We start from the raw sequence: 22700 nt of genomic DNA on the forward strand, positions 1-22700 counted from the left end.
ATTTTCAAAATATCATTTTCAAATTTCAAGAATTCAGTAATGTTGATTTCTTGAGAAATTCATCAACTTGTCGCACAACTGCGTTGTTATTGACGCTATCATTAACCAACTGTGAGGTGTTAACGACGAAAAAATCATCGTTCTCTGTACTCACTTGTGGAACAAGGCTTGAATAATTTAAAACTTGTAGTGGCTGAACTTTAATAGCTCGATTAATGTGTGCCGCTACAATGTCATCTGCTTTGAGTTCAGGGAACATCAAGCGTATACCCTGGAAGAATACTTGGCGCAATTCATCATCTGGCTGTTTTAATAACGGGTCAGTGGAAAGTATATATTTTGGCAGGAATGTCATGTGATATCCTGCTGTTTCTTGCAAAGAAACTAAATTGCTCATACCGATGACTCCGGTAAAAGGAATATTTTTATCGGCAATGTTTACTACGTAATAAGGCACTAGAGCCTTGCGAGTAATCAGTATCATACAGACTACGCCCAGGTATTCTACTGTTTCACCAGTCTTTGAAACTTTCACCAACTCATTAGCAGCAACCTGTTGCAGAATATTAACTGGGCCAGTAAAAATGACTTTATCAAAATGCTCCTTTTTGCCCTGATATTCTACCCACATTCCACCTCCTGGATTAGGTGCAATATATTCCACTGCGACACCTGTGTGGATATGACCTCCAGCCGCATAAATTAATTTTTCTATATGGTCAAAAACAGTTTTGTAACCGCCTGAGACATAACCAAGTTGTTCTTTATTTAATGAAGAATCTCGCGCTGAAAATAGTCGTTTGATGTAAGCCCAGATAAAAACTGCTGATATTCGCTTATAATTTTCTCCTAGTTTGGATAAAAGCAAGGGTTTCCAGAGCTTTTCGTATGTGCTTTTACCACCGAGTTTTAAGAGCCAATCTTCAACTAAAATCTTCTCTAAGCGTCGCCAGTTATTCAGGCGTGAACCATATAAAAGGGTAAAAGCTAATCTGATTTTTCCTATCAGTCCAAATAAAGGAAAGCGCAAAAACTCTATAGCGTTACTTATAGAATAGAATTTTTTATTGTCGTAGAAACCTGTTAAACTCCGATGCCAACGCAGTTTATCTCCAAGACCAATATCTCTGAGAAAATTTATTAAATGAGTATCAGAAGGTAAGATAACATGATAAAAACGATCCCAGGTAAATAACCCATAATCATGATAGGTTGTAAGTCCACCAAGCTGCTTGTTGCTATCAAATACAGTGACAGTATGTCCTTGATGTGAAAGACGTTGGGCTAATACTAACCCAGTTATACCCCCGCCAATAATGCCTATATTCATAAATTTAGATTTTTGTAGAAATGTTTTTGATATTTATCTCTCATAAACTTTTCATTTTTAATATTAATAACCCAACTTATGGCATTTTTAACTATTAGTTAACAACAAGAACCACACCAGTGATAATAATAGAAATTCCTACCCACTGGCTAAATATCACCTGCTCTTTTAGAAGATAGTGAGAAGCAATTGGTATAAGTGCATACATTAATCCTAGAACTGGAAACGCTTGACTCAGAGGGATTATCCGCAATACATAAAGCCACAAGACAGTCATGAATATATAGCAGACAAACCAAATCAAAAAATAACGAGAAAATAACAGATTTCGGATAGATGTGCTTTCTCCCTTAGTAGGGCTAGAAATGTAAAGTCCATATTTTAGTGAAAGGTTAGCTGTTGTTCCCAATAAAACTACAAACATTAAAAGCAGCCAAGTAATGATGTTCATTTGTCAATACTTTTTATGGAATTTACTAGAGAAAATTTATATAGACTTTTTAAGTGGAATCACAACTAAGAGAACACCCACAAAAATCGTGATGACTCCCGCTATCCGAGTTAGTGTAATCTCTTCATTAAAAAAGTAGTATGAGCCGAAAAGTATACCGACATAATTTAAACTAGTCAGTGGATAAGCAATACTTAGTTTTACAGTTCTCAGAGCCAATATCCAATTTACTACTCCCAAGCAATAAACAGTAATAGCTAATGCTAATTTTTGCAGAAATTCCCAAGTTAATAGTCCCTCGTTTGGATGACTCATGGTATGCTTCATCAGCAATTGTCCAGAAATACTAAATAAAATGCTGATAAACAAGATAGTATAAGGAATTATTTTAAAGCTGGAAATTTGCGAGATAGATTTCATAGTACATTTGCCTCAGTCGATATAGTAGGTATGAACCAGACAGTAAACAGCCCGTTTCTTTAAACGTTTTGTTTTGGATTTTGGTCACACCTTCTGTGCAATTCAACCTCTACTTCAGTAAATAGACAACAAAGTTAGGAAGCTATGTTTAAAGGGCTGATATCAAAATAAACGTTGAAGCTCATGTCCTAGAGTTAACAACTAAATACTATGCGGCTTCCATGATGGTATTTGTATGATTCGCAATAGAGCGCCAGTTACGCTTCAAAACTAGTTTTAGTGCGATCGCAATATCTAGGTTATAAAAGATACAGATGTAGTGAAGGTTGAAGGCTTTGCCATAAATGACCTCTGAACAAAGTTTAGCAGTGTGCTTAGGCGTAGCCCGTCGTAGACATTGCTTATGCTCAACTTGGATTCGACTTATATGTGCAACAAATGGAGCTAAACAAATAAAAATGGATTGCCAGAATTTTTGATTAATCCATTTATTAACTGTCATTAGTTGTATCCTGCTGTAGATATCTTGTTGAAGAAACTACTGAACTTCTCAAGCCATTAACTTAACTGGATTGATAAATGTTCTTAATTGGTTTCAGGAAAGTTTATTAATTTACTGACATACCATAGAACTTATTCTGGCTCACAGATGTATCTATAACCTCGAACGGGAACTAAGCCGATTCATAACAATTTTTCTCAAATCGAGTGTGTATATATGCTCTTTTTGGACATGGGAACCCAATAAGTAACAGAAGTCTGCTTGGCTGCGTAAATTGTAGACTCGACAAATCATTCTACGGTAATGCGCTTTACAGGTTTCTGTGGACTTTTACTGAATATCCAAATAGAGCTTTTGACAACACTAACAGCTAATGCAAACTAGGGTTGGCTAATCAACTCGGAGTTGACCTTGATTGCATTGTATTTGATATAATTTTAGATTATCGAGTATTAGGTTTGCTTGATTTCTCTTGGTAATTTTAACTAAGTTTTTTCTCCAAGTTTATTGTTACATATAATCACCTACTAGAATACCACGAGAAAAGCGTGTTGCAAATTTATCGTCATACTTCATCAAAACTTCATTTACCGAAAATATACTTAAACAAAAACTTCATAGAATCAAAACTTTATGTGAATTTTTATTTTGAGGATTTGTACATTTATGAAGCACTTCTGGATACTAAGACTTGCAGAGTTAGGGACTTAGGATCAAACTCGATAAGTCCCAAGCTAAGAGTTTCCGAAAGCAAAATTTAAACTCGAACAACGGTGCAACCCTTGGCAAGACGTAGCACAGAGTTACACTAAATTACAAGAAAAATTATAGATGGCAATCAAGGGTATGAATCGTTGTGGTTGTGATTATTCAGTTTATGTAATTTGTTTTCCTATTGTTTGGACTCATTATCCTGCAAAATTCTGTTGGTAATAATGAAGACAATGATTAACAATCCAAACTGAATCTGCCAAGGCGCTAATACCAAACTTAAAATCAAGCTAATAGCAGCAAATACACCTGAAAGATATGCAATTTCATCAGTACTTTTTTTGAACAAGTAGCCAGTGGCTAAAGCAGTACACAATGGTATCAAGAAAAACAAAGGCATTTTACTAACCTCTGGACTAAAAGTTGTTGTGCTTATAAAACAAATTGAAATTGTTTTTGTAATTGTGGTTGATCTTACATCCAATCAGGTTTGAGCCACAATAGTCGTTTGAAATAAATATTATAGAAAATAAAGACTATGCAACGTTGTATATTATGCCAATGGGAATAATTATTGCGATAGATGAAGTACCCAAAAGCTGGGCGAAAAACTCCTTCTTCTGTGGTTGATGGTGCGCCAAGCTTGCTTTAAGTAGTAAGTTAAGAAAGACTGCGCGTAGCTTGCTTAGTTTGTAGAGATTACACAATGCCTTCGGTGAAACTCCTTGTATCATTCTCTTGACTCAGTTTCGTTGCACTATCCTATACAAATGCTTATTCATCTATAGGGATTGAAAGGGTTGAAAACTTGCGTAGGTGGTTTTTTTCTATTTCGCCAATTCCCCTCTTGTGAGTAATCATCTGGTAAATTGGCTGAAAAATTTGGTCTTGCGCCAAGATAAGGTTCTAGCATATTACCTTTAGAAGTAACATTTTCATTTTTTCATTTTAGACACCTAATGCTGAACATTCCTCAACTACTGGCAACTGAAATAAACCTCAAACCCCATCAGGTGCAAAACGCGCTGGAACTTTTGGCGGAGGGTGCAACAATTCCCTTTATTGCACGTTACCGCAAAGAGCGCACCGATGAGATGAATGAAGTGCAACTACGTGAACTGGCTGATCGATATACTTATTTAACAGAACTTGAAGAACGAAAATCTGTAATTTTAAGTGCGATCGCTGACCAAGGTAAACTTACAGATGAACTTAAAGCCAAAATCTCATCCTGCTTACAAAAAACCGAACTTGAGGATTTATACTTACCTTATCGACCAAAGCGACGCACCCGCGCCACCATCGCCAGAGAAAAAGGACTCGAACCACTGGCGGAATTCATCAAGTCGCTAAATGTCAAAAATGCTGCAACTGCTTCCTTGGAAGAAGAAGCAGCTAAGTATATTTCTGAAACCAAAGGAGTAAAAACAGCAGAAGAAGCGCTTAAAGGTGCTGCTGACATTTTGGCGGAAGAAGTAGCTGAAAAAGCTGAGTTACGCGCATATATCCGCGATTATCTTTTAGACGAAGGGGTATTTGTCTCCCGCATCAAAGATGATTATCCCGAAGGTACAACCAAATTTGAGATGTACCGTAACTATCAAATTAAGGTAAAAAATATTGCACCCCACAATATGCTGGCCTTGTGTCGGGGTGAAACCGAAAAAGTATTAAGCTTTGAAATTGCTTTCGATGAAGATACGGTACTTTACTATCTTGAGTCAAAAGAAATTAAAACCAAAGTGCGGACAATTCGGGATTTTTATCAAGCGATGTTGAAGGATGCATTTAACCGTTTGATGAAAGTATCTCTAATGGGAGAGGTGATTTCTGAGATTAAAGTCTATGCAGATATAGAATCAATCAAGACATTTGAAACTAATCTGCGGGAGTTGCTGCTATCTGCACCAGCAGGGATGAAACCAACACTGGCCATAGACCCTGGATTTAGAACTGGGTGTAAAGTTGCAGTCCTCGACCAAACTGGAAAATTTTTGGAATATCAAGCAGTATTTCCTCACCAAGCGGCTGAACAACGCCTCAAAGCAGCACAAGCTGTCAAAAATCTGATTGAAAAGTACAAGATTGAGTTAATCGCCATCGGTAATGGTACAGCATCTCGTGAGACAGAGGAATTTGTGACGCAAGTATTACAAACCATAGAACGCAAACCAGTTAAGGTGATGGTGAATGAATCTGGCGCATCTATATATTCTGCAAGTAAAGTAGCGTTAGAAGAGTTTCCCGATTTAGATATTACCGTGCGCGGTGCTATTAGTATCGGCCGCCGTTTGCAAGACCCCTTGGCGGAACTGGTGAAAATCGATCCCAAATCCATTGGTGTGGGACAATATCAGCACGATGTCGATCAAAAGTTGTTGAAAAAGAAGTTAGATGACACCGTAGAAAGCTGCGTGAATTACGTCGGCGTAGACTTAAACACCGCCTCCAAAGAACTTCTAACTTCCGTCTCTGGGATTACGGCAAGTGTTGCCAATAACATTGTCGCCTATCGCAACCAGTATGGAGCCTTTAAAAATCGCCGCCAACTTTTGAAAGTTCCGAAGCTGGGGCCAAAGGCCTTTGAACAAGCAGCAGGTTTTCTGCGGATTCGCGGCGGTGACAACCCATTAGATAATACAGCAGTGCATCCAGAAAGTTATTCTGTAGTAGAAGCGATCGCATCTGATCTAAATGTGCCATTAAATCAGGTAACACAAATCGCCGAAAAACTCAAAAAGACCAACCTGAAGAAATATGTTACCGATAGCGTCGGCGAACCCACACTGCGCGATATCCTCAGTGAACTGGAAAAACCCGGTAGAGATCCTCGTGCTGAGTTTAAGTATGCCACCTTCAAAGAAGGAATTAAAGAAATTAGAGACTTAAAAACGGGAATGGAACTAGAAGGAATCGTGACAAACGTCGCAAACTTCGGTGCTTTCGTTGATATCGGCGTACATCAAGATGGTTTGGTACACATATCCCAACTTGCTGATAGATTTGTAGATGATCCCAACAAAGTTGTCAAAGTTGGACAAGTAGTCAAAGTGCAGGTGTTAGAAATCGACGAGAAACTTAAGCGAATTAGTCTGTCGATGAAAGCAGTTAAACAATAATTAGAAACAGCAGATGGTAGTTTATCAAGTTCGATTCATCAATCCTACACTTGGGTTAGATCGCAGCATTCAAGTACCAGACGATCAATATATTTTGGATATAGCAGAAGAAGCTGGTATCCGCCTACCGTCTGGGTGTAAACAAGGCGAATGTTCTGCCTGTGTCGCCAAACTTATTAGCGGTGAAGTTGATCAAAACGAGCAAAAATTTCTTCGTCCAAGTGAAATACAGGCTGGTTATGTTGTTACTTGTGTAACTTACCCTTTATCTCATTGCACTTTAGAAACCCATCAAGAACAAGTCTTATATAAATCAGCCCTTTACTATAAGCCTGAATCTGGAAAAAGTGATAAGTGTTGATCCGAACTTGATATAACTCCTAAGAGGTTGTTTGAAAAGTCATGATTGATGTATCAAATATTTTTACCCCACCCTAACCCTCCCCTTGTAAAGGGGAGGAAACTAGATTATTTTCCGGTTTCCCCCCAATACATCGGGGGGATTAAGGGGGTATTCAAATAGCTCTTTGCTGCACATGTCGCCCATCAAACCCTTGCTTAATCCAACTCAAACATTCATATTCGGACTTGAATAATTTTGGAGCTGCAATATTATTCAATAATTCTGGTGGATAATGGTCATAAAAATATTTGTCTCTTTCTTGGAAGATGATAATCAAATTGTTTTTGTAAATGTAGCGAGACTTGAAATTATCCGATTGGGGAACAAACTCGGAATTGTGTTCAATATGTTCTTTAGCAATATCAACAATATTACTAACACCACTTCCATAAATTCCTGCTGGATTTTCCGCTTTATGAAATTGGCTTTTGTGCCCAATTTCCGATAGCAACTTATATGAATAAATCTCGTAATTATCCGCCTTGCCAAAAACAAATGGAATGATGAGATATCCTTTGTATGAGACCGAACTTTCATAAAGAAGACGACTCATTTCAACCTCCTTTGATAGAACTACTATTAAAAACTTCGCTGAAATCACCATAAACTGAGTTGATTGGGGGGATGCTCTAGGTTATTCCAAGGTAGAGGTGGAACTGGTGTATCACTTTGTTCCAATAGCTGTTGGAAGTGACGCGCTATGTTGGGCGATCGCGCTTCTATTGGACAATGAACAAAGAAATAAATTCGCACTCCCATCTGCAACCATTGCTGAATCTGCTTTACCCAGTCTTCCATAAATGGCTGATTCACTGATAAATTTGGATGAGAAATAAACCGAATCAGCGTAAAAGGCGCTGTCACGCTCAATTGCAACGGTAATTTGGGTTTACGCCGTTCCGATAGCAGCTGGGGGTCATCATCTCCGGTGTAAATGGGGCGCGAGTCTAACAGTACCCGTCCCACACCGAGGTTTTCTAAAAGCGCCGTCAAATTACTAGCATGGGGTTCCCTGAACCAGTCGGAATGCCGAACTTCCACCGCTAGGGGTGCTTCTGTATGCGGCCAAGCTTCCAAAAAGTTGGTCAAATCGTCAAGCAATACAGGTGCATAACTGGGTGGTAACTGGGCAAACATTGGGCCAAGATGCTTACCTAAAGGCCGCATCCCCTCCAGAAATTTTAAAGCGGCTGGAATATAAGGTTGTAGCAACCCTTGATGAGTAATATCTCGCGGTAATTTCAGGCAAAATTTAAAACCTGCTGGTGTTTCGGCAGCCCAACGGGTTACAGTTTCTTCGTTAGGCACGGCATAAAAGGTGGTGTTACCTTCTACAGTCGTGAAACGACGACTGTAGAGATGGAGAAAATCGGCAGTACGAGTTCCTTGGGGATAAAGTTCGCCTACCCAACCTTTATATGCCCAAACAGCACAACCGATAAAAAAGTTCACAGCGCCTAAAAGCCTTGATGTATCTATTCAATTTTACAGGCAGGTTGTAGAGATCAGATCAAGCTAGTACCGCAAGGCGGAATTAAAAATTAAAAATTAAAAATTAATACAGCATAAGGGTTTCGTTGATTTAGAATGATTGGTTTATTTCCGCCGTGTTGTACTAGTTAAGGAGGGAGGCGGCACTTACTCCCACTGCTTCTGCTTCTGGTTGTGCGATCGCTAATTAGTCTTTTGAGCGCGATCGCAATTATGTAGCACTGCGTTTGCTAAAGTAGGGTGGTATCAGATAATTGTGATTTTATTTGCGGCTCTAGTAGCTTTTTCTCTAGCCTCTTGGATATTAATACCTTTCGCTAAAGCTACGCCCATTCGCCGATAAGGATGAGCATTCGGTTTACCAAATAATTTAATATCTACATCTTTTTCTGACAAAGCATCGGCTACACCATCAAAAGCAACAGAATCAGATTTTTCTGATGCTAAAATTACCGCACTAGCTGATGCTCCTAACTGTTCTATATGAGGAATTGGCAAGTCTAAAATAGCTCGCAGATGTAGTTCAAATTCATTGAGATTTTGTGAGATTAATGTCACCATTCCCGTATCGTGGGGTCTGGGAGAAAGTTCAGAAAAAATCACTTCATCTTTGGTAATGAAAAATTCAACACCAAAAATTCCGGCTCCTCCTAATGCATCAGTGACTTTTATGGCTATTTCTTGCGCTCTTAATATCTTCTCTTCCGAAATTTCTGCCGGTTGCCACGATTCTTGATAATCTCCTCGTTCTTGGCGATGACCAATAGGAGAACAGAAAATTGTCGGTGCATTCCACTGTTTAATTGTCAGTAAAGTTATCTCAATTTCAAAGTTAATAAATTCTTCTACGATGACCTTTTGACTGTCTCCTCTAGAATTAGCGATCGCATAATTCCAAGCCTTTTCAACCTCACTCTTATCCTGCACTACAGACTGACCTTTACCAGATGATGACATCACAGGTTTAACAACATTACTAAATCCAATTTCATCAGAAATCGCAATCAATTCTTCTAGAGTTGTTGCATAACCATATTTAGCCGTTCTGATGCCCAATTTTTGATGTGCCAGTTCCCTAATTCTATCGCGGTTCATTGTATAGTTAGTAGCAGCCGCAGTGGGTATAACTGTAATACCTCGCTGCTCAAATTCGCTCAGTTTTTCGGTTCTGATGGCTTCAATTTCTGGTATAATGATATCTGGCTGATGCTTTGTCACTACAGCTTCTAAATCATCTGCACTGAGCATAGAAATAACTTCATAAGCATCAGCAACCTGCATCGCTGGAGCATTGGCATAGCGGTCAACAGCAATTACATAATTACCAAGACGTTGAGCTGCGATCGCAACTTCTTTGCCTAGTTCTCCTGAACCGAGCAACATCAATTTTTGGGGCAACTTAATACTCATTAACTTATCCAGTCAATTTCAATTTAATCATCTTATAATTTTTTGTGTTTTAATTACCATCTGCTCAAGAATTAAATCTAGCTCCGCGTAGTTTTAATTCTTGACGTTGCAGATTATTTAAACCAGTACCTACGCCAAGATGACACTTGTCTACTAGAGTCTCCAACCAAATAGTCTCGTTAAGAGTTGCACCTTGTAAATCTGCATTTCTTAAGTCGGCTTTCGTAAAGTTTGCAAATAAAAGGTCTGCATTAATTAAACTACTACCTTGTAGATTTGCCCCTGATAAATTACCTCGAATGAAGTTTATATCATCTAAAATTAAACCAGATAAATCTGCTCCGATCAGATTAGGAAACTTTAGCTGACTTGGATATTTAAAAAACCGCATAATACAGATGATATTTGCTTCATTTAGTCGCATTTTAGTTAAAAACTCATAACGAGCTATGCCCAGTTGCTTAAGAATTTGTAGACGCTGTGGGGGACTTTGTTCTAAAAACTGGATGGCTGTATGGCGTAGGTCTTGAGTAGGGATATTTAACATGATTTTCTGATTGTTGTAATACTTGTGTTTATTAAAAATTTAACAGCCGATATTGGCAAATAATAGATAATATAGCAGTCTTAAACCATTCATGAAAAACAAGAACCCCGACTTCTCAAAGAAATCGGGGTTCTAACTTTATCGATAACTACTTACCTAACGTCCGGCCAATAATGCTTTCGTAGCAGATTCGCCTGCTAACCTCACCTGCCTTGTCAACTGGAAGTTTAACAACGCTAAAACAGTCAACTCGGCTAGAAGCGCCATAAAAATTGTTGTCGCGCCAGAGTATTCTATCGCTGCCCAAGGAAAAGTTGAGAATAACCAGACAGTAGGATGTTTCCACGACGACATACCAATAAATTCTAGAATCATCGGTGGTAGGAATGTTACTGCACTTATAGTACCTATTGCCCAGAAAGAACGTTTAGGAGTTTTCAGTAAAAGTATCAATTGGGCGATGGTAGCGTAAATCATCATTAAACTGATAGACAAAGCTATAGTTAAAAGTACTTTCAACCTATCAAAATTGTCACCTTCCCAATTTGGGCTATGGTCTGTATCAAAAACAGATGTAAGTGAAATCCAAACTAGCCAGGGAATAGTAATAATTGTCAAATTAATAGCGATCGCTACGAGTGCAGGGCTTTTTTCAGCCCAAATTAGATCCTGCCAAACACTTTTGTGACTAGAAACTCCCTGATGTCGATATCTTGCCCAATCTTGTACATCTTGACGGTGAGGGGAAAGAACTGCAATTAAGCTTAAAACCAACATCAAGTTGTATAGAACTAGAAAAATTAAATTTTGCCCAACCTGATTATACAAGGTGGAATTACTGTTCCAATGTTGTAAGCTAAATCCCCACATCATAACCTGGCAAAAAGCTACCAATAAATAACTTTGTTTCTTGCTGATTATTAAGGCTTGAGGATTACGAAAGCAACGTTTAAGAGCTTGGAAAATTCCGTAACTGCACAATCCTAAATTCAATAAATGAAAGCCAACAGCACTAACAATATTTGCCCCTAATGGTAAATAGAAAAACTCCAAACTTTTCAGGGGAGAAGCCTTGGACAGATTGAACAAATTAGGAAATAGATAATTTGTTGTATCCCAAGGGCTAAATAGCCTAAACCAAGTAGTTGAATTATTTAAACTATTGCTATAAGACGATGCCAGTACCATCGTTGTGAACAAGAAAAGCAAAACTGCACCACTACCTAACCAAGGCTGAAAACCACTAAACCAGCGACTAACTAAGCCAAATAGTAATGCAGCGCTGTAGAAAAAAATACAACTAGCAGCAAGAATTGCGTAATAACTAAAAATGTAACTAGATGCAATTCTTGCTGAACTTCCAGACCACAAATGTAAAGGAATTGCTGCTAAAATAACGAGATAAATTAAACTTGGAACTCCTAGCAACTTGCCAGTCAATATACTTGTTTCTGATTGAGGACTGAGACGGATGAAATTCAGTGTGCCGCGAGTTTCTTCTTTAGCTAAGTCATTAATCAGCAAATAAGTGCCCGCAACTAAGAGTGTAAATACAAAAATTACACTCAAAGAGAGGAATATATATTCCCAGTGATCTCGCCACCATAACTGCCAATCAATTTCGTTTTGTGGACAAAAATTCTTTGAGAAGAAATCATTGAAATAATCAATTTGAGGTTGATTTGATTTCTGGTAAGCCTGGTTTTGTCGCAGTTCATATACTTGACGTAAACGACAGTATGTAGCAGTTAGCGCGTATTGATCATCAGGAAACTCGCGTAACTGATATAAAAAAACTACCAGTTGTAGAAGTAGAGATGTAGCAACTGCGATCGCTACATTAAAAAACTTCAGGCGACCTTTGAGTTCCCGAAATAGTTGCGGATTCCAATCGCCGATTTTGTCTATTAAATTGAGCATAGGATGAAAAATTCTCCAAAAATGGAAAAGTGATATTTATTGACGTATAGGACTCATATTTGATTTCTGAAAAAACTCAGTACAACTAAGAAGCCTTTTTTCCTGTTGCCTATTGCCTGTCTACGCAAATTCGTTCAGAAATCAAAGCGGATTCCTGTATCAAGATGCTTGTTTGTGACCTAAGTTTAAGAAAATAGTTTCTAAGTCTTCTTGTGTGCAGTGAAAATCAGTCAGAGGAATGCCTGCTTTAATTAGCGATCGCAACAACTCAGCACTATCTTCATCTTTGCCCGAAAAATTCACCCGCACGCTGTTTTTTCCTGGTATTACCTCCCACTGTTCTACTAAAGAATGATGTTTAAGTTCACTCAAAAGTGTCTCTAAGTTCCCCAGAGTTGATATCACAATTTGCTGATGGGCAAGACGTTGGTAAAGTTGCTGTAGGGAAGTACTTTCTACCAAAAAGCCAAGTTCCATAATTCCCACAGAAGTACAAAGTTCAGCTAAATCACTGAGAACGTGGGAAGAAATGATTACAGTCATCCCAGCTTCTTGCAAAGCTTTGATGATTTCACGAAAGTGCATCCTAGCAATGGGGTCAAGCCCAGAAACAGGCTCATCCAGTAGTAGTAAAATCGGTTCGTGGATAATCGTTCGCGCTAAACTTAAGCGCTGTTTCATCCCCCGCGACAGCGTAGAAATCCGACTATTACGTTTATTACCAAGTTGGATTAGTTCTAAAACTTCATGTAGACGTTGAGTGCGGCGTGGTTCTCGTAAACGATAAAGACGCGCAAAATAATCTAAGTAGTCCCAGACTGTTAAATCCTCATACAGTGGGTAGTCATCGGGTAGGTAGCCAAGACGACGCTTGAGTTTGGGATTACTCTTGTCACGGAGTAGGCGATCGCCATTAATATAAATCTCACCCGTAGTTGGTTCTTCAGCAGTTGCCAACATTCGGATGAGAGTTGTTTTACCTGCGCCATTCGGCCCAATCAGTCCATATACTTCCCCCGCCTGGATTTCTAAATCAATATCATTGACAGCAACGTGGCGGTCAAATTGCTTAGTTAGCCCACGGGTGCAAATTGCTAATTCTTTTACCATCGCTGCTGGGGTGCGGCTTGTGATTAACAGTTAACCTAACCTCTTTCTACAGCTTTTGTCAGGTTGGTTTCGGAAATTGAAACTGGCTTTATATAAAGCTGCTTTTAGTCATGGGCATTATTTACCCTATCTTCACTAAAGTTTTAAATAATACCAATTCTTAAGTTTTGCTACGGGGAATACTAAAGCTAGAAATCTCTAGGTCTTCTCAGTTAATCAGGTAAAAGCTGTATGGATTTTGAATCGATTATGAAAATGCCTGTTATCGGGCAAACTATTGCTAGTGCTATTGAAGGTGGTAACAAGTGGGGGCAAACTTATGTGAACGATTCGCGCTGGATCGGTAATAGAGATAATATGGCAAATAATGTCATCTACCAATCAACACTTTGGTCAGTGGGCAATGGTATTAGTAATGGCCTTTTGGGAATAGTCGGGATACCAAGTGATGTTGTAATTACACTATATTCCCAAGTTAAGCTAACATCCGCTCTTTTCACAATTTACGGCATTGACATAACAAGCGATTCTACACAACCCCTAGTCTTAGCTGCTGCTGCTGGAGTTAGTGTATCTGAACTTGCAAATAAATTGGGAACTAAGGCAGCACAACAGGCTATTCAAAAAGCTTTGATGTCTGTCCCTGGTAAAACTTTTACTGAGATAAATAAAGCTTTAGGAATTAAGTTAATCTCTAAAGCAGGCGAAAAAACTTTACTGAACGTAGCAAAGATAGTACCTTTTATAGGCTCTGCGATCGGTGGTACGGTAAATGGGGTAATGATGAATGCTTGTGGACATTCAGTGATTGCCTTCATCAAAGTTTGGAACAGGTCATAAAATAAGGTGGTATTCGTAGCGATTATCTGGATTTTCTAGTCTAGATAATCGTTACTACATAGCAGTTTTTTTCTACTTCTCGTCTTGCTTGTGCACTTTTTACATAATAGGACTTACGCAAGTGTCACAAAAAATTAAACCTTTTGGTTTGTAGTAAGGGCTACCCTACGGGAATACTCCGCGAACAGCCCTGATTTTGAGGACTAAAGTCCTCACTACAAACTAAAAATAATATGCCAGTTGCGTAAGTTCTGTATAAAAATCCGTTTTTGTGTCTGGTCATCAAAAGGGCGATTCAGACAACCCCTAAATAAATTAAAAACTCCATCGGTACATTTTGCTAGGTATGATATTTGATCTGTAAGCATTTACCTAGTAATCATCAGCTATGACCCAGAACTACCGCATTACTCTACTACCCGGCGATGGCATTGGCCCTGAAATTATGGCAGTGGCGGTAGACGTGCTGAAAGTCGTAGGGAAGCAATTTGATCTGAAGTTTGAATTCCAAGAAGCCCTTATTGGTGGTGCAGCAATTGATGCCACAGGTGAACCCCTGCCATCTGCAACTCTCGAAGCTTGTCGTAACAGTGATGCTGTATTACTCGCAGCCATTGGTGGCTACAAGTGGGATTCCCTGCCATCCAATTTACGCCCAGAAGCAGGTTTGTTAGGACTACGTGCCGGTTTAGGATTATTTGCCAATTTGCGCCCAGCGAAAATTTTGCCCCAGCTAATCGACGCCTCGACTTTGAAACGCGAAATTGTAGAAGGCGTGGATATTATGGTGGTGCGTGAACTCACTGGCGGGATTTACTTCGGTAAACCTAAAGGGATTTTTGCCACAGAAACAGGTGAAAAACGCGGTGTAAATACAATGGTTTACACCGAATCTGAAATTGAACGTATTGGGCGGGTGGCTTTTGAAGCGGCAAAAAAACGCGGTGGAAAACTTTGTTCGGTGGATAAAGCGAATGTATTAGAAGTATCTCAGTTGTGGCGCGATCGCATCACCCAACTTTCTCAAGAATATCCAGATATCGAACTCTCTCATTTATATGTAGATAATGCTGCTATGCAGTTAGTACGCGCTCCCAAGCAATTTGACACTATAGTTACAGGCAATTTGTTTGGTGATATTCTCTCTGATGCTGCTGCCATGCTCACAGGTAGTATTGGAATGTTACCCTCAGCTAGTTTAGGCGCTTCTGGGCCTGGTGTATTTGAACCAGTTCATGGTTCCGCCCCAGATATTGCCGGACAGGATAAGGCAAATCCTTTAGCACAGGTTTTGAGTGCGGCGATGATGTTGCGCTACGGTTTAGACCAACCAAAAGCGGCAGACCACATAGAACAAGCCGTATTGCAAGTTTTAGAACAAGGCGATCGCACAGGGGATATAATTTCTCCAGGAAAAAATCTCCTTGGTTGCCGCGCTATGGGAGACTCACTCATCAAAGCTATCGAACAAAAATAATTTTGCATAGCAACTTGGGCAATTTGGCAACCTTTGCTATAAGTTTCGGGTAGACTAAAGGGAAATCTAGCAATCAAATAACAGTCGATAGTGTACGCATTACGACAAGGACAAGCAAATTTTACCGCCCCAAAAAACCAATCGCCTTTGATTGATCCCTCTGTAATCAGAGCTGCTGGGCAGATATACTATACTCACTGTGAAGTCCATCCCGAAATAGCTGGGCAACCTTCCGGTGTAGCAATTAATCGTGTGACTCATCGAGGTAAGGTTATTTTTACTAACCAACCAGTTCTTTTACCTCAAGAGTGTTTTGTGCCCTTAAGTCAAATTGAATCCCACATGTATTAGTCATTGGTCATTAGTCATTGGTCATTAGTTATTGACAAAGCACAAATGACAAAGCACAAATGACACAAGACAAATGACAAAGGACAAATGACTGTATGGACATTTTGTTCGCCATCCCGGCGAGTGTAATGGTCTTTGCTTTGGGTGCATCTATTGGTAGTTTTCTCAATGTTATTGTTTATCGCCTACCTGCTGGGTTGTCAATTCTTTGGCCGCCTTCTCGTTGTCCTAAATGCTTAAACCAGCTAAAAGCTTACGACAATGTACCAGTATTCGGCTGGATTTCCTTAAGAGGGCGGTGTCGATATTGCAAGAGCAAAATTTCTGTCCGTTATCCTGTGGTAGAAGGGGTAACGGGCATAATTTTTTTACTAATTTTTTTGGTATTTCAAGTTTCGACTTTAACAATAGGCTATTGGGCTTTTTGCAGTTGGTTATTAGCGCTATCGCTCATTGACTTAGATACAATGACCCTACCTAATCCACTTACTCAGTCGGGTTTAGTGGTAGGGATTTTGTTTCAAATGGTAGTTGGTTTTCTACCAGAAGGTAGTTTTGTGGAATTGGTAAATCACCTGATAATGGCGATAGTTGGTGCAGTATTAGGCTTATGGCTATTTGATGCGATCGCCCTATTGGGTTCAATTGCCTTTGGTAAAACTGCAATGGGTGCGGGTGATGCCAAGTTAGCAGCTATGATGGGAGCCTGGTTAGGCTGGAAATATTTACTCTTGGCTAGTTTTCTTGCCTGTGCGCTGGGAGCATTAATTGGCACTGGTGTTATTATGCGTAGACGTAAAGCCGCAAATCAAGAAACATCGCGACAAAAGTTAGGACAAAAGATGCCTTTTGGCCCTTTTTTGGCTTTAGGATCTGTGATTACCCTATTTAGCGGTGAAGCTATTTTGTCTAGTTACCTGCGGTTATTTTTTCCAGCGTCTTGAATTGAACTACAGAAGAAGCAAGGGAGCAAGGGGAGCAGGGTACACCCGGATTTATCACTCATGGTGTGGAAGGTGTGGAAGGTTAGGAACCTTTTGTCTATCTCCCCACACTCCCCACACTCCCTCTGCCTCTTTATCAATGCCCAATGCCCCATACCCAATGCCCATTCATAAAAAATATTTATAATTCGTGACTGTAACCAACATTACCCCATCTGCCCTTCACATTTTGATAATATTCAGCTTGTGACTTGTATTACCCTCTTAACGACGATTAACCGTTGGCAAGCACAGCTAGTGCAACAGATGCCGCTTGTTCAGAACCTAGCAATACGAATAATTGATTTGGGTAGGAGGGGGAGAGCATTTTATTTGGAGGTTGGTATTCTCATGGCGTTGTCAGTACGTTCATATAATTAAGTCTGCCGAAAAAAATAGCAAGAGACTTGTATTGGTATAAGTATTTTCGTTAAGCTGGCAACCAAAGATGAAAATTAAGGTCTGAATTGCTTAAAAGCGTAGTTTAACGATGTAGTCATTAAGTCATTAGTAAAGACGAATGACCAATGATTAAGGACAATCCAATACGGTTTGACATGTTTTCGACCTCATACCCACTTAAAATAAAATAAAAAATGGCTAACAACGAAGAATCACGTGGTTTAAAGTCTCTATTTGATTGGTTTGCAAATCGACGGAAGTCAGGATCTACCAGCCTGGAACGCCAAGAACGTGAAATTGCTGATGGTCTGTGGCATAAATGTTCTAAGTGTGGCGTGTTGGCATATACAAAAGACCTGAAAGCCAATCAGATGGTTTGTGTCGAATGTAATCATCACAATCGGGTAGACAGTGATGAGCGCATCCGCCAATTGATAGATAGCAATACCTGGAAACCGCTGGATGAGCATTTGCGTCCAACCGACCCGCTAGAATTTCGCGATCGCAAACTCTACAGCGATCGCTTGCGAGAAACACAAGATAAAATTGGCTTGATAGACGCAGTTAGAACTGGTTTAGGTCAAATTAATGGTTTGCCCATTGCCCTTGGGGTTATGGACTTCCGCTTCATGGGTGGTAGTATGGGTTCGGTTGTGGGAGAAAGACTCACCCGCATGATTGAACAAGCCACTCAACGACGGTATCCTGTAGTTATCGTCTGCACCTCCGGCGGCGCGAGAATGCAAGAAGGAATGCTTTCTTTGATGCAGATGGCGAAAATTTCCGCAGCCTTACAGCGCCATAAAGACGCTCGATTATTATATATTCCCGTTTTGACCAATCCGACAACGGGCGGCGTTACCGCTAGTTTTGCAATGTTGGGCGATATAATTTTGGCAGAACCCAAAGCAACCATTGGTTTTGCTGGTCGGCGAGTGATTGAGCAAACCCTGCGGGAAAAACTACCCGAAAATTTCCAGACTGCTGAAGATTTGCTCCAGCATGGTTTTGTGGATGATATCGTACCCCGTACCCAATTAAAGAACACCCTAGCCCAGCTGATTGCTCTACACCAGCCTGTATTAACAACACCTCACATGGTTTTGTGGGAAACAATGTCTTTAACTTCTACCGCCGCAGAATAAAGTTTGGGGAATGAGGCATGGGGCACAAGAGGCAGAGGGGAAAAACTTACTGCAACTTCCCCCCTGCTCCCCTGCTCCCTAACTTCTTTGTGGCTCTTGGAGAAACATGAGTGGAACAAGGGCTACTAGTCGGAATACACCAGAGAGGACAAACAAAGTTAGTAAACCTCCAGACTGAGCAAATTGGACGATGAAACTGCCTATAGTTGTGCCTAAAGCGCCACTTACTCCAGCAACGGCAGCTGCGATCGCAAAATAGATAGACTGATTTTTAATTGGTGCGATCGCCAATTGTATATTGTTACTGCACAAATCAATCGCTGCCCAAGTACCTCCAGCTAAAATGTGCAATAGTGGCAACCACAGCCAAATATCAAGGCGATTAATACTAATTCCCAGCCACAGAAATGGTGTGACTCCAACCAAAATCCCAATACAGATGAGGATGGGACGATTGCCTATCTTGTCTGCTAATTTTCCCCACAGGATGAGCATTAGCAAAGTCGCCCCCGCCTGAAGGCTGTTGTAGATAGTCACGTAACTTACATCTAAATCCAGCGTATCCAGCATATAGAGGTTAAAAAAAGGACTGCTGAGGTTAACAGCAAGTGTCCAAAAGCTGAAATACAGCAGAAATATCAAAAAGTTAGAGTTTTTCCAAACACTGTTAGCTAATTGGTTTTGTGGTGGATGAATTGATTGAAGCACTTCAGAGGATTCTTCTTTTACAACCTCTGATTGAATCTCACTTGTTTGAGTTAACTTGCCATAATAAGTGTTTTGCGATCGCGGATTCATATCCACCTGGAAATATTGACACCCCAATCCCATAATTCCAAAGACAACACTTACCAGTAGAACTACCCCATAACCTTGTAGAGATCCCCCATACCAATGTGATACAACTAGACCAGCTATTGGTACGCAAACCAAATTAGTTAGACTAGCGGCGCTACTGCGTAGCCCAAAATACCTACCTCGCAATCGTCGGGGAACTATCATTGCCACCCAACTTAGCCACGATGCAGTTCCTAGTCCTCCCAAAAGATTGCTAAATAGAACAATCAAGAGTGTCAATATCACTAACTGGTGAGCATCAACCACTCCCCAACTGGCGCTGGCAATACCAATTACTAAAATCAGCCATAACAGCCGACCAATTCCGTGTGTCCGCAGCGAATATTGAAAACGGCTGGTGCTGCGTTCCGACAAGTAAGCACCCAACGGCTGAATAAGATTGACCAACATAGGGATGGAGCAAAGCATCCCAAATACCACTGGACTAGCACCTAATTCCACCAATAAATTGCTGAGTAAAATCCCGCCAGTTCCAAGGGAGTAAACCGATGCTAAGACAGAATCCGCAGTAGAAGCTTTTAAACTAGTGCGAATAGTATCCTTGGGAATTCGAGAGTTTGGAGAGATTGCTGTTGGTGGTAAGGCAATCTGGGGAAATTCCAGAGTCAGTGGCGCAGTTGTTTCAACCTGAACAGAATCCATAATCTATGTTTATGGGTGAAGTACCCTGGATAAATCCGGTTGCAGAGGAATTCACTATGCTTTATCAATGAAGGCAGGAGTTAGGGGGCAGGAGGCAGGAGGAAAACTGACCCCTAACTCTTGCCCGTGACCGGACGGGTCTTGGGTTTAAGACCCCCGCCAAATTTTTAGTTTGGTGGCCCCAATTTAGGAGGGAGTTTGAATCCCCTTCTAAATTGAACCTCCTGCCTCCTGCCTCCTGCCTTCTGCCTTCTTCAAAGCATTGCTGATAATTTTTCGTTATTTTAGCTTGCAATTCTCAACAAAAATTTCAAATAAGTAAAATTTCACTCCTTAGCAACAGAAGGTATAAGTAAGAAGAGAGAAACTGTTATCTGTCTGTGATTAAGCAAAGATTATTTAATTTTTTGGGATTGATAATAGCGATCGCGATCGCTATTATTGCTTGTCAAAGCCTACAATTACCAAGCCAACCGTTAGCATCTACCACAGTCACCATCAAACTTAGTGGTTGGGGAGGTTCTCCCGTTGAGCAAAAGCTCTTGAGACAAGTACTGCAAGACTTTGAGGCACAACATCCGGCAATTAAGGTCAAATATGAGGTAATTTCCGACCAATACATGGATGTAATCAAAACTCGTTTAGTTGGAGAAGCTGCACCTGATGTTTTTTATCTAGATGCGCTGGAAGCTCCTTTCTTGATGAGTCAAACTGTCCTAGAACCGTTAGATAGTTACATCACCCCCGAATTTGACTTAGTAGACTTCGAGGATACCCTACTCAACAGTTTTAAATATCAGAACCAGATTTACGGTCTTCCCAAAGACTATTCCACCCTTGCTTTGTTTTATAACAAAAAAGCCTTTGCCTTTGCAGGCTTGAGTAATCCACCAGCGACTTGGGATGAATTACGGACTTACTCGAAACAATTGACAGGCAAACTTAACAAATACGGCTTTGGTGAAATTCCAGAATTGGCGCGTCAGGCTTATAAAATCAAAGCCTTTGGTGGACAACTTGTTGATCAAAATGGTTCTGCTACCTTTGCCAGTAAAGCAGGTTTACAAGGTTTAGAGTTGGTAGTAAACCAGTATCAAAAAGACCGATCCTCTGCCCAAAAATCTGATGTGGGGACAAACTCAGGTAGTGAAATGTTTGGTCAGAGTAAAGTGGCAATGGTGATTGAAGGTAACTGGGCAATTCCTTACTTAACTGAAACCTTTCCGCAAGTAGAGTTTGCTACTGCACCACTGCCTACGATTAATGACAAAAAAGGCACAATGGTATTTACAGTTGCCTACGTAATGAATAAGCAAGCACAACACAAAGCCGAAGCCTGGGAGTTGATTTCTTATCTCACAGGTAAAGAAGGAATGCAAAAGTGGACAGGAACAGGGTTTGCTTTGCCAACACGTAAATCAGTAGCAAAGAATTTGGGCTATGACCAAGATCCATTGCGATCGCCATTAGTAGCAGGAGTTAATTACGCTACACCGTGGCAGGTGGGTAAATATCCAAGTGCGATCGTGAATAATTTTGATAACCAGTTTGTCAGCGCCTTGTTGGGGCAACAGCCATTAAAGCAGGCAATGCTGAAGGCAGAGAATGAAGCAAATCAGCAAATTAGGGCGATGGAGTAAGCAATCTTTCTTACCGAACAGAATTCAGGAGTCAGGAGTCAGAATTCAGTTGGGTATTTTGTATGACTGGCGGATAGCGTAGCGTTAGCGAGTTTTCGATAGCGCAGCGGTAGCGAGTATTTTCGAGTCGCGTCTGAATAATCGGCGTTTTTGCACCACCAAATTTTCAATTTGGTGGTGCAACAATTCAGTCGCGGGTCTGAATCCTCGACTGATAGCGAAGCGTTAGGAGTCTACGAGCGTCTTGATTCTGAATCTTGAATTCTGACTTCTGAATTCTTCTTCAATTTCACCAAATTACTTCTGAGTAGAAATTTGCTATTTCCTGATCAGATGTAATTATTGCAGCTTGATTATTTCTGGCTAATGCAACAACAACTCGATCTACTGGATCTCGATGACCCCATTCTAAATTGACACTTTCCATCCAAATATTTTCATCAATGGGTACAATCTGAACGGTACTAGACTTTTTCAGCCTTAGTACGTAATCGTTAAGATTGACTCCTAAATCTAGTTTTTTATTTTTGATTTTTATCGCAATTTCCCATATAGCTATGGAAGGGACAAGACCATTTTTATCCCTTTCCATCTGGTTGCACGCTTCTTTGGCTTGTTCAGAAAGTTTGGCTGGATCTAAACTCCACCAGATTAAGGCACAAGTGTCAAGGACTATCTTCACAATTGTGTCCATTCCTCAGTGGTTGGTGTAGTTAAATCCTCAAAGTACTTTACTTTACCGCGCATTTCCCCAAATAACTCCTCTGTTGAAGGTGTTTGTGCATATTTGGAAATTTTCACCACTGGCTTACCGCGATCAGTAACTACAATTTCTTCTCCTTCTGACTCTACAAGTCGTAAGAACTCAAGAAGTTGAGATTTGAGTTTACTTTTGGAAATTGATTTCATAATAACCATAGTCATGACTATAGTCATATTCTAATAGGA

22 protein-coding genes are annotated in these 22700 nt (G+C 40.2%); 8 read left to right on the forward strand and 14 right to left on the reverse strand.

Features of this window, described 5'->3' with window-relative positions; translation table 11 throughout:
- Nucleotides 1-25: 25 nt before the first annotated feature.
- The 5 genes from RRG12_RS05355 to RRG12_RS05375 all read right to left on the reverse strand — a co-directional run bounded on the left by RRG12_RS05355 (nt 26) and on the right by RRG12_RS05375 (nt 3814).
- Nucleotides 26-1330 carry an NAD(P)/FAD-dependent oxidoreductase gene (locus tag RRG12_RS05355; protein ID WP_420758621.1) on the reverse strand — a complete coding sequence of 435 codons (1305 nt, stop codon included), beginning with the start codon at nt 1328-1330 and terminating at the stop codon, nt 26-28.
- Between the two features lie 94 nt (nt 1331-1424).
- On the reverse strand, nt 1425-1781 hold the full coding sequence (locus RRG12_RS05360; protein WP_069070897.1) for an EamA family transporter: 357 nt from the start codon (nt 1779-1781) through the stop codon (nt 1425-1427).
- A 36-nt stretch (nt 1782-1817) separates the two neighbouring features.
- On the reverse strand, nt 1818-2201 hold the full coding sequence (locus RRG12_RS05365) for an EamA family transporter (protein WP_069070896.1): 384 nt from the start codon (nt 2199-2201) through the stop codon (nt 1818-1820).
- Nucleotides 2202-2409: 208 nt separating this feature from the next.
- A complete protein-coding gene (locus tag RRG12_RS05370) occupies nt 2410-2703 on the reverse strand; it encodes a hypothetical protein (RefSeq protein ID WP_069070895.1) in 294 nt (97 codons plus the stop codon).
- A gap of 892 nt (nt 2704-3595) precedes the next feature.
- On the reverse strand, nt 3596-3814 hold the full coding sequence (locus tag RRG12_RS05375; protein ID WP_420758622.1) for a hypothetical protein: 219 nt from the start codon (nt 3812-3814) through the stop codon (nt 3596-3598).
- Nucleotides 3815-4373: 559 nt separating this feature from the next.
- Here RRG12_RS05375 and RRG12_RS05380 point away from each other — a divergent pair.
- Both RRG12_RS05380 and RRG12_RS05385 read left to right on the forward strand, forming a co-directional pair.
- Nucleotides 4374-6533 carry a Tex family protein gene (locus RRG12_RS05380; protein ID WP_069070892.1) on the forward strand — a complete coding sequence of 720 codons (2160 nt, stop codon included), beginning with the start codon at nt 4374-4376 and terminating at the stop codon, nt 6531-6533.
- A gap of 13 nt (nt 6534-6546) precedes the next feature.
- On the forward strand, nt 6547-6894 hold the full coding sequence (locus RRG12_RS05385; protein ID WP_069070891.1) for a 2Fe-2S iron-sulfur cluster-binding protein: 348 nt from the start codon (nt 6547-6549) through the stop codon (nt 6892-6894).
- A 154-nt stretch (nt 6895-7048) separates the two neighbouring features.
- Here the strand turns inward: RRG12_RS05385 and RRG12_RS05390 are convergent, their stop codons facing one another.
- The 6 genes from RRG12_RS05390 to RRG12_RS05415 all read right to left on the reverse strand — a co-directional run bounded on the left by RRG12_RS05390 (nt 7049) and on the right by RRG12_RS05415 (nt 13414).
- Nucleotides 7049-7489, reverse strand: coding sequence for a hypothetical protein (locus tag RRG12_RS05390; RefSeq protein ID WP_069070890.1), 441 nt, complete (start codon nt 7487-7489; stop codon nt 7049-7051).
- 44 nt (nt 7490-7533) lie between these two features.
- Nucleotides 7534-8388, reverse strand: a complete 855-nt coding sequence (locus RRG12_RS05395; RefSeq protein ID WP_420758623.1) for a DUF72 domain-containing protein — start codon at nt 8386-8388, stop codon at nt 7534-7536.
- Between the two features lie 285 nt (nt 8389-8673).
- A complete protein-coding gene (gene purT / locus RRG12_RS05400; protein ID WP_420758624.1) occupies nt 8674-9837 on the reverse strand; it encodes a formate-dependent phosphoribosylglycinamide formyltransferase in 1164 nt (387 codons plus the stop codon).
- A 64-nt stretch (nt 9838-9901) separates the two neighbouring features.
- Nucleotides 9902-10384 (reverse strand): pentapeptide repeat-containing protein, encoded by a 483-nt coding sequence (locus RRG12_RS05405; RefSeq protein WP_069070887.1) that lies wholly within the window; start codon nt 10382-10384, stop codon nt 9902-9904.
- Between the two features lie 156 nt (nt 10385-10540).
- The gene (locus tag RRG12_RS05410; RefSeq protein WP_420758625.1) at nt 10541-12304 is read right to left on the reverse strand and encodes an ABC transporter permease subunit; all 1764 of its coding nucleotides are present in this window, start codon (nt 12302-12304) and stop codon (nt 10541-10543) included.
- Between the two features lie 159 nt (nt 12305-12463).
- A complete protein-coding gene (locus RRG12_RS05415) occupies nt 12464-13414 on the reverse strand; it encodes an ABC transporter ATP-binding protein (RefSeq protein ID WP_069070885.1) in 951 nt (316 codons plus the stop codon).
- A 231-nt stretch (nt 13415-13645) separates the two neighbouring features.
- Here RRG12_RS05415 and RRG12_RS05420 point away from each other — a divergent pair, with 231 nt between their 5' ends.
- From RRG12_RS05420 to accD, 5 genes are all read left to right on the forward strand, one after another.
- Nucleotides 13646-14254, forward strand: coding sequence for an EcsC family protein (locus RRG12_RS05420; RefSeq protein ID WP_420758626.1), 609 nt, complete (start codon nt 13646-13648; stop codon nt 14252-14254).
- Between the two features lie 388 nt (nt 14255-14642).
- A complete protein-coding gene (leuB, locus tag RRG12_RS05425; protein WP_069070884.1) occupies nt 14643-15731 on the forward strand; it encodes a 3-isopropylmalate dehydrogenase in 1089 nt (362 codons plus the stop codon).
- Nucleotides 15732-15821: 90 nt separating this feature from the next.
- Entirely contained in the window at nt 15822-16082 is a 261-nt protein-coding gene (locus RRG12_RS05430) for a hypothetical protein (RefSeq protein WP_069070883.1), read from the forward strand.
- A gap of 95 nt (nt 16083-16177) precedes the next feature.
- Nucleotides 16178-17026, forward strand: a complete 849-nt coding sequence (locus tag RRG12_RS05435; RefSeq protein WP_420758627.1) for a prepilin peptidase — start codon at nt 16178-16180, stop codon at nt 17024-17026.
- A gap of 635 nt (nt 17027-17661) precedes the next feature.
- Complete coding sequence (accD, locus tag RRG12_RS05440) at nt 17662-18612, forward strand: acetyl-CoA carboxylase, carboxyltransferase subunit beta (RefSeq protein WP_069070881.1); 951 nt, start codon at nt 17662-17664, stop codon at nt 18610-18612.
- A gap of 78 nt (nt 18613-18690) precedes the next feature.
- Here accD and RRG12_RS05445 read toward each other — a convergent pair whose 3' ends face one another.
- Nucleotides 18691-20112, reverse strand: coding sequence for an MFS transporter (locus RRG12_RS05445; protein ID WP_420758628.1), 1422 nt, complete (start codon nt 20110-20112; stop codon nt 18691-18693).
- A 416-nt stretch (nt 20113-20528) separates the two neighbouring features.
- Here RRG12_RS05445 and RRG12_RS05450 point away from each other — a divergent pair, with 416 nt between their 5' ends.
- Entirely contained in the window at nt 20529-21752 is a 1224-nt protein-coding gene (locus tag RRG12_RS05450; protein ID WP_420758671.1) for an ABC transporter substrate-binding protein, read from the forward strand.
- 289 nt (nt 21753-22041) lie between these two features.
- Here the strand turns inward: RRG12_RS05450 and RRG12_RS05455 are convergent, their stop codons facing one another.
- A complete protein-coding gene (locus RRG12_RS05455; RefSeq protein WP_420758629.1) occupies nt 22042-22434 on the reverse strand; it encodes a type II toxin-antitoxin system VapC family toxin in 393 nt (130 codons plus the stop codon).
- Nucleotides 22431-22676 carry a type II toxin-antitoxin system prevent-host-death family antitoxin gene (locus RRG12_RS05460; protein WP_334849777.1) on the reverse strand — a complete coding sequence of 82 codons (246 nt, stop codon included), beginning with the start codon at nt 22674-22676 and terminating at the stop codon, nt 22431-22433. The genes RRG12_RS05455 and RRG12_RS05460 overlap by 4 nt, the downstream gene beginning before the upstream one ends.
- Between the last annotated feature and the right edge of the window lie 24 nt (nt 22677-22700).

The sequence above is a fragment of the Nostoc sp. CALU 546 genome (assembly GCF_048836525.1).